The 12,865-nt window shown below is 71.4% G+C and carries 6 protein-coding genes, 1 rRNA gene and 1 pseudogene; 4 read left to right on the top strand and 4 right to left on the bottom strand.

The features are described from left to right. Position 1: 1 nt before the first annotated feature. The gene (locus B4U46_RS06430) at positions 2–511 is read left to right on the top strand and encodes an NUDIX domain-containing protein (RefSeq protein WP_079424829.1); all 510 of its coding nucleotides are present in this window, start codon (positions 2–4) and stop codon (positions 509–511) included. Here B4U46_RS06430 and B4U46_RS40280 read toward each other — a convergent pair. Both B4U46_RS40280 and B4U46_RS06420 read right to left on the bottom strand, forming a co-directional pair. Beyond that, a complete protein-coding gene (locus B4U46_RS40280) occupies positions 502–2,178 on the bottom strand; it encodes a serine/threonine-protein kinase (RefSeq protein WP_079424827.1) in 1,677 nt (558 codons plus the stop codon). The two genes, B4U46_RS06430 and B4U46_RS40280, sit on opposite strands and share 10 nt — an antisense overlap. Positions 2,179–2,737: 559 nt before the next feature. Continuing rightward, positions 2,738–5,079 (bottom strand): annotated as a pseudogene (locus B4U46_RS06420) (glycoside hydrolase family 31 protein); the annotation flags it as partial. 210 nt (positions 5,080–5,289) lie between these two features. On the opposite strand from B4U46_RS06420, the gene B4U46_RS06415 reads away from it, so the two are divergent. Together B4U46_RS06415 and B4U46_RS06410 are read left to right on the top strand one after the other, a co-directional pair. Beyond that, entirely contained in the window at positions 5,290–7,266 is a 1,977-nt protein-coding gene (locus tag B4U46_RS06415; protein WP_079424825.1) for an acetoacetate--CoA ligase, read from the top strand. Between the two features lie 71 nt (positions 7,267–7,337). Further along, positions 7,338–8,252, top strand: a complete 915-nt coding sequence (locus B4U46_RS06410) for a hypothetical protein (RefSeq protein WP_079424824.1) — start codon at positions 7,338–7,340, stop codon at positions 8,250–8,252. A 102-nt stretch (positions 8,253–8,354) separates the two neighbouring features. Here the strand turns inward: B4U46_RS06410 and ptsP are convergent, their stop codons facing one another. Both ptsP and B4U46_RS06400 read right to left on the bottom strand, forming a co-directional pair. Then, positions 8,355–10,025 (bottom strand): phosphoenolpyruvate--protein phosphotransferase, encoded by a 1,671-nt coding sequence (gene ptsP, locus B4U46_RS06405; RefSeq protein ID WP_079424822.1) that lies wholly within the window; start codon positions 10,023–10,025, stop codon positions 8,355–8,357. Between the two features lie 89 nt (positions 10,026–10,114). Beyond that, positions 10,115–10,564 (bottom strand): PTS sugar transporter subunit IIA, encoded by a 450-nt coding sequence (locus tag B4U46_RS06400; protein WP_079424820.1) that lies wholly within the window; start codon positions 10,562–10,564, stop codon positions 10,115–10,117. 693 nt (positions 10,565–11,257) lie between these two features. Between B4U46_RS06400 and B4U46_RS06390 the strand changes: the two genes are divergently transcribed. Beyond that, positions 11,258–12,783, top strand: a 16S ribosomal RNA gene (locus B4U46_RS06390). Positions 12,784–12,865 lie beyond the last annotated feature (82 nt).

Here is a 12,865-nt window from a genome sequence, read left to right as displayed (position 1 = left end):
CATGCCGGTACAGCTGAGGGACTCGCACTGCTCCACCTGCGGAGCCCCTTTCGACACCGCCGACTGGCCCCGCACGTGCACCGCGTGCGGCACGGCCACCTACCGCAACCCGCTCCCGGTGGCCGTGGCCCTGCTCCCCGTCGAGGACGCCTCGGGCACCGGCCTGGTGGTCATCACCCGCACGATCGAACCCGCCAAGGGCGGCATCGCCCTGCCCGGCGGATTCATCGACTTCGGCGAGGACTGGCGCGAGGCGGTGGTCCGCGAACTGCGCGAGGAGACCGGCATCGAGGCCCCCGCGACCGAGGTGACCCTCGCCGACGCCCTCAGCTCCCCGCACGGCCACCTCCTCCTCTTCGGCCTCCTCCCGGCCCGCCCGGCCTCGGCCCTCCCGCCTTCGAAGCCCACCGACGAGACGACGGGCTGGCACGTCCTCCACGCCCCGACGGACCTGGCCTTCCCCCTCCACACCCAGGCCGCCAACGCCTGGTTCGCGGGCTGTTACGCCTGACAGCCGGGCTGGGCGGACAGTGCCGCACCGGACTCTCCGGACTCGAGCTTCTGCACGGCGCCGCCACTCGAGTCGTGCAGGCTTTTCAACCGGTCCGCCACCGCCTGGAGACCCTCCGCGAACTTCGCCTGGTCGTTGGCGTCGAGCGCGTCCGTTCTCTCCTTCATGTCCGCGTAGGCGGCGGCTCTGTCCTCGTACTCTTTGACGGCGCCCTGCTGGGTTGCCGGGCCGTCCTTGACGGGCGGGGCGCCCGCGTTTCGGAGTGCGGTGCTCAGCGCCCCGTACGCCTCCGAGATCTGCTGGAACGCCTGGGAGTCGGTCCTTTTGACGTCTGCCGGCTTGGCGCCGGCTGCGCTCGCACGCTGGATCGCGGCGTTGGCGTTGCTGATCTTCTGCAATTGGGGCTGGGCCGGGTCGCAAAACCGCTTGGCCCAGGCGTTCACGCCGGCGGCTGGACTGGCAGCGTCCGTCGACGGATTCTGCGCGGACTCGTGCGTGGGGAGGGTCGCCCACAGAATGCCGCCGACCAGCAGCACGGCCGCCGCAGCCGTCGTGGCGACGATCCACCGGCCTTTGCGGGACGGGCGCCCACCCGGTTCGACCGGGCCGTTCCGGCGCGTCGGGAGCGGTCCCGCGGGTGGTCGGGGCCGGGACTTCTCCGGCCCCGGCGGGACGGGCGGCGCGGGCTCCTGCCGGGCCGGCGGCCGGTGGGGAGCGGTGCGCGTCGGAGCCTGGTCGGGCGTCGGGACGACATGGGTGGGGGGCTCCGGCGGGGGCGGTGCGGGGGTGCGCTGCGGCTCCGTGCCGATCACGGCGAGGCGACGGGCCGCCGTCTCCCCGTCCAGCCGTTGCCCGGGATCCTTCGACAGCAGCCCCAGCAGGACGGGTGACAGGTCCGCGGCGCGCCGTGGCGGTGACGGTTCCTCGAAGAGGAGCGCGGTGAGGGTGGACACGTCGGAATCCCGGTCGAAAGGGCCCTGGCCCTCGACCGCGAAGTACAGCGTGGCACCGAGCGAGAACAAGTCCGACGCCGCTGTCGGCGCCGATCCATGGGCCCGTTCCGGTGCGATGTAGCGGGGGGTTCCGATCACTCCGGAGGCCGTGGTGAGCCGGGGCTCACCGGAGTCCTGCTGAAAGGCGATCCCGTAGTCGGCCAGCATGACGCGCCCGCCGTCCCCGGCGGACGAACCGTCGGTGACGGGACCGGTCAACAGGATGTTGGCGGGCTTGACGTCCCGGTGGAGGATGCCGAGCCGGTGGCCCTGGGACAGGGCGTCGAGCACGGCCAGACCGATCCGCGCGGTCTCGGCCGGTGGCAGCGGACCGTACTCGTCCACCACCCGGCCCAGATCGCTCGCGCCGGGCACGTACTCCATGACGATCCAGGGAAGGCCCTCTTCTTCGACGACGTCGTACACCGTGACCACGTGGGGGTTGCCACGCAGTCGCGCCGAGTGCCGTGCCTCGCCGCGGGCTCTGTTGATCCGGGATTCCCTCTCCGCCCTGGGGGTGTCGGGCGGGAAGGCGATCTCCTTGATGGCGACGTCACACGCCAGTTCCTGGTCGTGGGCGAGCCAGACCCGCCCCATGCCGCCGGCGCCGAGCTTGCGCTGGAGCCGGTAGCGCCCGGCGATCACCCGGCCAACGGCATCGTCCCTGCCTGTCATGCGTGCCTTCCCTGGAGTCCCGGGTGGGTGGGCGGTCACAGGTTCGCTGGTGCACCCCGTCGGCCATGCGGGACAGGGTGACGACCACGAGGGTCCCGTCCGGCCGGGGCGAGCGCCGGCCTTGAGGTGCGGCCTGACCTTGCGACGAAATGATCGCGGCCGGAGCCGAGTGATCGGCCCGCACCACGCCGACCGCCCCACCCTTGGCCCCGATCGGTGTCACCCCGACGCCCATGGCTCCGCCGGAGCCGGCGCCGTGGGCATGGAGCGGCCTTCGCACTCACGGCGGACACTCCCGGCCCAAAGCCCGCCCCGGCCCCGCACCCCAGCCCGGCTCCCCGGACCGGGCACGGCCCTGGCCGTCCCTGACCCCGCCGGCCGCCCCGCACCAACCGCTCGACCGGCCCGAAGCGCCGAACACCAAAGCCCGCCCCGCACCCCACCCCAGCTCCCCGGACCGGGCACCGCCCCCGACCCCGCCCGCCGGGCACTGCCCGTCCACCCTCCTCCGGCCCGCAACCTCACGCCCGGCCAGGGCAACGGCGGTCCACCCCCTACACCCCCGCACCTCCACCCCGCTCACCACACCCCCCGCCTCGTCCGCCACCACCACCGCCTCCCCGGCCCACCGCACGGTGTACCGCTCCACCTCGCCCGCCCCGAACCCCGCCCCCGGGTCCCGGATCACCACCCCGCCGCCGGTCCGCCCCCGCGCCGGGGCCCACGCCTCCAGCCCCACCGAGCCGTCCGCACGCCGCACCGGCAGCACCGACCCCGCCCGCGCCAGCACCGGGGTGCGCCCCGGCGGGGCGTCCAGCAGCACCTGGGCCGGCCCCTCGTGCGCGGCCCCCGTCGCCGTGTCGTACCACCGCCCCCGGGGCAACCGCACCGCCCGCCGGTCCGCCCCGCACTCCAGCACCGGCGCCACCAGCAGCGCGTCCCCCAGCAGGAACGCGTCCTCGCAGTCCCGCAGCCGCCGGTCCTCCGGCGCCCCCCACCACAGCGGCCGCACGTACGGCGCCCCCGTCCGCCGGGCCAGGTGCGCCAGCGTCACGAAGTACGGCCGCAGCCGCTCCCGCTCCGCCAGCACCCGCGCCGCCTCCCGCTCCACCTCCGGCCCGAACTCCCACGGCTCCCGCCGCCCCGCCCATATCGCCGAATGCGTCCGGAACAGCGGCAGGTACGCCCCCAGCTCCAGCCACCGCAGGTACAGCTCCGACGACGGCGAACCCCCGAAACCCCCCACGTCCGGCCCGAGTACGGCACCCCGCACAGGCCGAGCCCCAGCACCAGGGCCAGCGACGCCCGCAGCCCCTCCCAGCTGCTCTCCACGTCACCCGACCACGTCCCCCCGTACCGCTGCATCCCCGCCCACCCCGACCGGGAGAACAGGAACGGCCGCTCGGCCGGCCGCAGCCGCACCAGCCCCTCCCACCCCGCCCGGGCCATCGCCAGCGCGTACACGTTGTGCCCCTCCCGGTGGTCGCCCCCCGCGCCCTCCAGCACGTGCCGCGCCGACCGGGGCAGCGTCGCGTCCCCCCAGGGCGCGAACGACACGGGCTCGTTCATGTCGTGCCAGAACCCCGAGAACCCCTGCGCCAGCCGCTCCCCGTAGAGCCGCCCCCACCACTCCCGCACCGCCGGATCCGTGAAGTCCGGATAGGCGCACTCACCCGGCCAGACCTCCCCCCGCACCTCCCGCCCCTTCCCGTCCCGCACGAACGCCCCGTGCGGCCCGACCTCCAGCCCCGCCGCGTGCACCGCGTCCCCCGCCTTCACCGCCGGGTCCACGATCGACACCAGCCGCACCCCGGCCGCGCCCAGCTCCCCGGCCAGCCCCGGCAGGTCCGGGAACGCCTCCCGGTCCACCGTGAACACCCGGTGCCCGTCGTAGTGGTCGATGTCCAGGTGCACGGCCGACAGCGCCAGTCCGCGCTCCGCGTACCCGGCCACCACCCGCCGCACCTCCGCCGCGCTCCCGAACCCCCACCGCGCGTGCTGGTACCCCAGCGCCCACTCCGGCGGCACCGCCGGCGCCCCCGTCAGCCCCGCCCACCCCTGAGCCACCCGCGCCGGAGTCCCCACCAGCACCCAGCACCGCAGCGGCCCGCCCTCCAGCCGCAGCTCGCTCCACCCGGGCCGGTCCGCCCCCGACCCGGCCCCCTCCTCACCCTCGCGCAGCACCACCCGCCCGTCCCACGTGTTGTCGTAGAACGCCAGGTGCGTCCCCGCGTCCGCGACCACCACCTGCACCGGCATCGTGATGTACAGCGGATCGGTGTCCGGCCCGAACCCGCCCTTCGGATCGGTGTTCCACAGCCGGTACTCCCCGTCCCGCAGCCGCGGCCCCCGCGCCCGCCCGCCCAGCCCGAAGAACCGCGCGTCCGCCTGGACCTCCGCCCGCTGGAGCCACCGCGAGCCGCCCCCGCCCGCCCCCTCCACCGGATCCCACCACCGCGGCGGCAGCTCCCGCCGCAGCACCGCCCCGCCAGGCGTCCGCACCTCCAGCGCCCCGTGCCGCGACACCGCCACCGTCACCCGCTCCGACACCACCCGCCAGCCACCCCCGGTGTCCGGCTCCAGCACCGCCCGCGGATCGGGCTCCGGGCCCCCGCCCAGCACCGCGTACGAGGGCTCCGGCCCCGCCCCGTCCCAGCCCCAGAACACCGCACCGCCCACCCCCACCCGCACCGTCAGCCGGCTGCGCGCGAACCGCAGCACGCCCCCGCCCGGACGCGGCTCCGTACCCTCCAACGGCCCCGGCACCCGCGCCCGCTCCGCACCCCGCGGAACCAGCCCCTCCGCGTCCGTCCGCCGGTGGCGCAGCACCGCGCGCCAGGCGCGCCGCCCGCGCGCCGTACCGATCTCTTTCACCGCACGCACCAGTTCACGACCGTCCATGACGGTCACCCTGCCACCGGCCCCCGGCCGAGCGGGCGGCGTTCAGCTGCCGTTCACCCGGGAAGGCAACGGCACGGGCGCCGGGGACGGCTCTGGTGCGGATGTCGATCACATGGCATCGTCCCAGTGGGCCGCCGCGCGCACACCGACGCACCGGTGGCACCGTACGCACACGAAGCGCGAGCCACAGACTTGACCGGGAGCCGACCCATGACCTCTGCCACCCAGCCGGAACCCCTCTGGTCCCCGGGCCCCGACAGGATCGCCGCGGCCCGCGTCACCGCCTTCCAGGCCTGGGCCGCCGAACGCTTCGGCGCCCCCGCAGACGGCGGCTACCCGGCGCTGCACCGCTGGTCCGTCGACGAGCTCGACACCTTCTGGCAGGCCGTCGCCGAATGGTTCGACGTACGGTTCACCACCCCCTACGAGAGCGTCCTCGCCGACCGCTCCATGCCCGGCGCCCGCTGGTTCCCCGGCTCCACCCTCAACTACGCCGAGCACGCCCTGCGCGCCGCGGAGGACCCCGCCCGCGCCCAGGACCCCGCCCTCCTGCACGTCGACGAGACCCACGAACCCACCCCCGTCACCTGGGCCGAGCTCCGCCGCCAGGTCGGCTCCCTCGCCGCCGAACTCCGCGCCCTCGGCGTCCGCCCCGGCGACCGGGTCAGCGGCTACCTCCCCAACATCCCCGAAGCGGTCGTGGCCCTCCTCGCCACCGCCGCGGTCGGCGGCGTCTGGACCTCCTGCGCCCCCGACTTCGGCGCGCGCAGCGTCCTCGACCGCTTCGAGCAGGTCGAACCCGTCGTCCTGTTCACGGTCGACGGCTACCGCTACGGCGGCAAGGAGCACGACCGCCGCGAGACCGTCGCCGAGCTGCGCGAAGGCCTGCCCTCTCTGCGCGCCGTCGTCCACATCCCGCTCCTGGGCACCCCCGCCCCCGAGGGCACCCGCGCCTGGTCGGAACTGACCTCCGGCGCCACCGAACCCGTCTTCGAACCGGTCCCCTTCGACCACCCCCTGTGGATCCTCTACTCCTCGGGAACCACCGGCGCGCCCAAGGCGATCGTCCAGTCCCAGGGCGGGATCCTCCTCGAACACCTCAAGCAGCTCGGCCTCCACTGCGACCTCGGGCCCGAAGACCGGTTCTTCTGGTACACCTCCACCGGCTGGATGATGTGGAACTTCCTCGTCTCCGGCCTCCTCACCGGCACCACCGTCGTCCTCTACGACGGCAGCCCCGGCTTCCCCGACACCGGCGCCCAGTGGCGCATCGCCGAACGCACCCGGGCCACCCTCTACGGCACCTCCGCCGCCTACGTCATGGCCTGCAAGAAGGCCGAGGTGCACCCGTCCCGCGACTTCGACCTCTCCGCCGTCAAGTGCGTCGCCACCACCGGCTCCCCGCTGCCGCCCGACGGCTTCCGCTGGCTCCACGACGAGGTCGCCGAGGACCTGTGGATCGCCTCCGTCAGCGGCGGCACGGACGTGTGCAGCTGCTTCGCCGGCGCCGTCCCCACCCTCCCCGTCCACATCGGCGAACTCCAGGCCGCCTGCCTCGGCACGGACCTCCAGTCCTGGGACCCCTCCGGCAAGCCGCTCACCGGAGAGGTCGGCGAGCTCGTCGTCACCGCCCCCATGCCCTCCATGCCGATCCACTTCTGGAACGACGCCGACGGCAGCCGCTACCGCGACAGCTACTTCGAGATGTTCCCCGGCGTCTGGCGCCACGGGGACTGGATCACGATCACCGACCGGGGTTCCGTCGTCATCCACGGCCGCTCCGACTCCACCCTCAACCGGCAGGGCGTCCGGATGGGCTCCGCCGACATCTACGAGGCCGTCGAGCGCCTCCCCGAGATCAAGGAATCCCTGGTCATCGGCCTGGAGGAGCCGAACGGCGGCTACTGGATGCCGCTCTTCGTCCACCTCGCCCCCGGCGCCGTCCTCGACGAGACCCTGCGCAAGAAGATCGCCGCCACGATCCGCGAGCAGCTCTCCCCCCGCCACGTCCCCGACGAGGTCATCGAGGTCCCGGCCGTCCCGCACACCCTCACCGGCAAGCGCATCGAGGTCCCCGTCAAGCGCCTCCTCCAGGGCACCCCGATGGCCAAGGCGGTCAACCCCGGCTCGGTCGACAACCCGGACCTGCTCGCCTTCTACGAGGAGCTCGGCCGCACCCGGAGGTGACTGTCAGTGGTCGTGACTACTCTGAGTGAGCAAGCCGTCGCGCCGCCCGGCGCGCCACTCAGGGGGAAACCATGAACACCACGCCCAAGCCGTCACGACCCGCCTCCCGCCTCCGCCGCGAGCTGCGCCGCGAGGTCCCCAGCACCGTCGGCCTCCTCGCCGACGCCCGGGACTTCGCGGCCATGCGGGACTACCGCAGCTTCGCCTTCGACCACCACGACGAATACGCCGACTACCTCCGGCACGTCGACGCCCTGCTGCGCTCCCTCGCCGCCCAGGGCATCCATACCACCGTCGCCCTCTTCGACCCCGACGAGTACGAGCACTACTGCGCCGAACACGGCCTGGACCCCGACAGCGCCCCGACGCGCACCCGCTTCACCGCCGAACTCGCCTGCGGCCCCGCCCTGCCCTACGCCGGCCAGCCCGTCGAGGAACTCGTACCCCTCCTCCTCGACGCCGCCGCCCGCCAGGCCACCTGGGAGTACGCCGGCGCCGTGCTCGCCGGGGTGGGGGAGTGCGCGGACTGCGGAGAGGACATCGGCCGGGCCTCCTTCGAACGGGCCTCCACCCTGGTGAGCCGCCTCGTCGACGGTGCCGGCCCCGGCCACCACCACCTCGTCTGCAGCATCCCCACGGACGAACAGCAGCTCATCGCCGTCCTGCATGCCGAGGCGGCGGCCGAACCCGGCGCACCCCTGCGCGCCGAGGGCCGCGACCAGCTCGACTTCGTGACCGTCCTGGCCGCCGGCCTCGCCCTCGGCGGCACCGGCGGACTGGTCCTGCGCAGCAGCACCGAGGGCTTCCACGACCGGGTCCACGGCTGGCGCCTGGACCACGGCCGCCTGCTGCCCCTCTCCGCCGCAGCGGTGTTCGACGCCTACTGCACCGACGCCGACACCGGCGACCCCGTCGCCCCCGAACCGGGCGTCGAGTACTGCCCCGGCTACGAGGTCGACGCCCCCGGCCCCCACGGCCGGCCGTAACCCCTCGACCTTCCCCGTAGCCCTCCCCTCGGCCCTCCGGAAAACGGCCGAGGGGCCCCCGCCCACGGCGAAGGCCCCTCGGCCGGTACGACACGCGCCCGGCTACTCGCCCGACAGCACCGCCTGCGCCGCCACCCGCGCCTCCTCGGCACTGTCCGCGGCCCGCGCGGCCGCCGCCGCGCGCTCGCACTGCGCGAGCGTGTACTTGGCGAGCGTCGCCCGCACGTACGGGATCGAAGCGGCACCCATCGACAGGGAGGTGACCCCCAGACCGGTCAGCACACAGGCCAGCAGCGGGTCCGACGCGGCCTCACCGCAGACACCACAGCTCTTGCCCTCCGCCTTGGCGGCCTCCGCCGACATGGCGATCAGGTCGAGCAGCGCCGGCTGCCACGGGTCCTGCAGCCGCGACACCGCACCGACCTGACGGTCGGCGGCGAAGGCGTACTGCGCGAGGTCGTTCGTGCCCAGCGACAGGAACTCGACCTCCTGCAGGATCGAACGCGCCCGCAGCGCGGCGGAGGGGATCTCCACCATCGCACCGAACTTCGCCACCAGACCGGCCTCGCGGCAGGCGTCCGCGAACGCCTTCGCGTCGATCCGGTCGGCCACCATCGGGGCCATGACCTCGAGGTAGACCGGCAGCCCCTCCGCCGCCTTCGCCAGCGCCGTCAGCTGCGTACGCAGCACCTCCGGGTGGTCCAGCAGCGTACGCAGACCACGCACGCCCAGCGCCGGGTTCGGCTCGTCCGCCGGGGTCAGGAAGTCCAGCGGCTTGTCGGCGCCCGCGTCCAGCACGCGCACGACCACCCGGCCCTCGGGGAAGGCCTCGAGCACCTTGCGGTACGACTCGATCTGCTTCTCCTCGGACGGAGCCTTCTTGCTGTCGTCCAGGAACAGGAACTCGGTGCGGAACAGACCCACGCCCTCGGCCCCGGCCTCCACCGCCGCGGGCACGTCCGCCGGACCGCCCACGTTCGCCAGCAGCGGCACCTTGTGACCGTCCGAGGTGGCGCCCGGACCGGAGGAGGCGGCCAGCGCCGCCTTCCGCTCGGCGGCCGCGGCCTCCAGCTCGGCCCGCTTCTGCGCGGTCGGCTCCACGAACAGGTCACCGGTGCTGCCGTCCACGGCGATGACCGTTCCCTCGGCGATCTCCCCGGCACCCGGCAGCGCCACGATGGCCGGCACGCCCAGCGCCCGCGCGAGGATCGCGCTGTGGCTGGTCGGGCCGCCCTCCTCGGTCACGAAACCGAGCACCAGCGCGGGGTCCAGCAGCGCGGTGTCCGCGGGCGCCAGGTCCCGCGCGATCAGCACGTACGGCTCGTCACTGTCCGGCACACCCGGCATCGGCACGCCCAGCAGGCGCGCCACGATCCGGTTGCGCACGTCGTCCAGGTCGGCCACCCGGCCGGCCATGTACTCGCCCGCCCCCGCGAGCAGGTCGCGGTAGGACGCGAACGCGTCGTACACGGCCCGCTCGGCCGTGCTGCCGACGACGATCCGCCGGTCCACGTCCGACATCAGCTCGGGGTCCGTGGCGATCATCGCCTGGGCCTCCAGCACGTGCTGGGCCTCGCCGCCGGCCAGCTGGCCGCGCGCGATCAGGTCGGCCGACACGGCCTCCACGGCCTGACGGGCGCGCCCCTGCTCGCGCTCCGCCTCGTCCGCGGAGATCTGCTTCGCCGGCGGCTCCAGCACGGCCGTACCCATGTGCCGCACCTCGCCGATCGCCACACCGTGGCTCACGCCGACGCCTCGCAGCGTTGTCTCCATTTCACCCGTCTCCGATTGAGCGGCGGCCGCAGCCGCCGCGGTGGATGTCCGACTCGCCTGTGTGGGAGCAGGCGGACGCCTTGACGCCTTTACTGCCAGCTGAAGAGGGCGTCGTCGGTCTTGACGTCCCCGGACTCGACCACGCCGGAGAGCGAGTCGGCCGTGGCCTCCAGCGCCACGACAGGGCACACGGGGGACTTGCCGGCGGCCTCGACGGCGGCCGGGTCCCAGCGGATGACCTCCTGGCCGCGGACCACCGTGTCGCCCTTGTTCACGAGCAGCTCGAAGCCCTCGCCGTTGAGCTGGACGGTGTCGATCCCGAGGTGCGTCAGCACGCCGTGGCCCTCACCGTCGACCACGACGTACGCGTGCGGGTGCAGGGAGACGACCACACCGTCGACGGGGGACACCGCCGCGGCGGGCTCGCGCACGGGATCGATGGCGGTGCCCGGACCCACCATCGCGCCGGAGAACACCGGGTCGGGCACTGCCGCGAGTCCGATGGCGCGTCCGGCAAGTGGGGACGTCACGCTGGTCATGGGGGCCTCCCAGGGGGTGGGGCTGCTTCGTGTGAAGGATATTGCACAGCTTGTACGGGTTCGCCCGATGCCGGTCCCCGACCCGGGCTGACCCTTCGACACGGAGACTAGTGGACTAGACCGGTGGACTAGACCATACGCGTGAATGGATTTGCCTGCGCCTCACGGGGCCTGTACTGTCGTGACTCCCGCCGAGACGTGTTCCGTGAACATCTCGCGAACAGTCGATGGACGGGACTCCTCCTCAAGCAGTGACGATCTCGATCCCCACTTCTTTCGGCATGCCTTTTCGGCACGGCTGTGAGTGGTCGGAGAGAGGGAAAAGCGCTGATAGAGTCGGAACCGCCGGAAAGGGAAAGCGCGAAAGCGCAGGACCTGGAAAGCAAGCGAGAAAGACTCTGATAGAGTCTGAATCGCAAGAACGAAAGCCCGGAGGAAAGCCCCAGTAAGTGTTACTGAGGGTGAGTACAAAGGAAGCGTCCGTTCCTTGAGAACTCAACAGCGTGCCAAAAATCAACGCCAGAAGTTGATACCCCGTCCACTTCGGTGGATGAGGTTCCTTTGAAAAAGACCTGTCGGGCCTTCGGGCACTGGCAGGCGACAAACACAGCGAGGACGTTGTGGTCAGTCGGTCTTATTCCGACCGTGACTGGCCCGCTCTTTCGTGCGTGTGCACCGGATTACCGGTAAACATTCATGGAGAGTTTGATCCTGGCTCAGGACGAACGCTGGCGGCGTGCTTAACACATGCAAGTCGAACGATGAACCTCCTTCGGGAGGGGATTAGTGGCGAACGGGTGAGTAACACGTGGGCAATCTGCCCTTCACTCTGGGACAAGCCCTGGAAACGGGGTCTAATACCGGATACGACTGCGGGAGGCATCTCCTGCGGTGGAAAGCTCCGGCGGTGAAGGATGAGCCCGCGGCCTATCAGCTTGTTGGTGGGGTAACGGCCCACCAAGGCGACGACGGGTAGCCGGCCTGAGAGGGCGACCGGCCACACTGGGACTGAGACACGGCCCAGACTCCTACGGGAGGCAGCAGTGGGGAATATTGCACAATGGGCGAAAGCCTGATGCAGCGACGCCGCGTGAGGGATGACGGCCTTCGGGTTGTAAACCTCTTTCAGCAGGGAAGAAGCGAAAGTGACGGTACCTGCAGAAGAAGCGCCGGCTAACTACGTGCCAGCAGCCGCGGTAATACGTAGGGCGCAAGCGTTGTCCGGAATTATTGGGCGTAAAGAGCTCGTAGGCGGCTTGTCACGTCGGATGTGAAAGCCCGAGGCTTAACCTCGGGTCTGCATTCGATACGGGCTAGCTAGAGTGTGGTAGGGGAGATCGGAATTCCTGGTGTAGCGGTGAAATGCGCAGATATCAGGAGGAACACCGGTGGCGAAGGCGGATCTCTGGGCCATTACTGACGCTGAGGAGCGAAAGCGTGGGGAGCGAACAGGATTAGATACCCTGGTAGTCCACGCCGTAAACGTTGGGAACTAGGTGTTGGCGACATTCCACGTCGTCGGTGCCGCAGCTAACGCATTAAGTTCCCCGCCTGGGGAGTACGGCCGCAAGGCTAAAACTCAAAGGAATTGACGGGGGCCCGCACAAGCGGCGGAGCATGTGGCTTAATTCGACGCAACGCGAAGAACCTTACCAAGGCTTGACATATACCGGAAAGCATTAGAGATAGTGCCCCCCTTGTGGTCGGTATACAGGTGGTGCATGGCTGTCGTCAGCTCGTGTCGTGAGATGTTGGGTTAAGTCCCGCAACGAGCGCAACCCTTGTCCTGTGTTGCCAGCATGCCCTTCGGGGTGATGGGGACTCACAGGAGACCGCCGGGGTCAACTCGGAGGAAGGTGGGGACGACGTCAAGTCATCATGCCCCTTATGTCTTGGGCTGCACACGTGCTACAATGGCCGGTACAATGAGCTGCGATACCGTGAGGTGGAGCGAATCTCAAAAAGCCGGTCTCAGTTCGGATTGGGGTCTGCAACTCGACCCCATGAAGTCGGAGTCGCTAGTAATCGCAGATCAGCATTGCTGCGGTGAATACGTTCCCGGGCCTTGTACACACCGCCCGTCACGTCACGAAAGTCGGTAACACCCGAAGCCGGTGGCCCAACCCTTGTGGAGGGAGCTGTCGAAGGTGGGACTGGCGATTGGGACGAAGTCGTAACAAGGTAGCCGTACCGGAAGGTGCGGCTGGATCACCTCCTTTCTAAGGAGCACAGTACCGATTGCAGGCAAATGTTCTGCACGGTCAGCTCATGGGTGGAACGTTGATTAGTTGGCACAGTCAG

The sequence above is a fragment of the Streptomyces katrae genome (assembly GCF_002028425.1).
Taxonomy (GTDB): domain Bacteria; phylum Actinomycetota; class Actinomycetes; order Streptomycetales; family Streptomycetaceae; genus Streptomyces; species Streptomyces katrae_A.
Note: the sequence above shows the minus strand (reverse complement) of the source record. Positions and strands in the feature narration are given on the sequence as shown.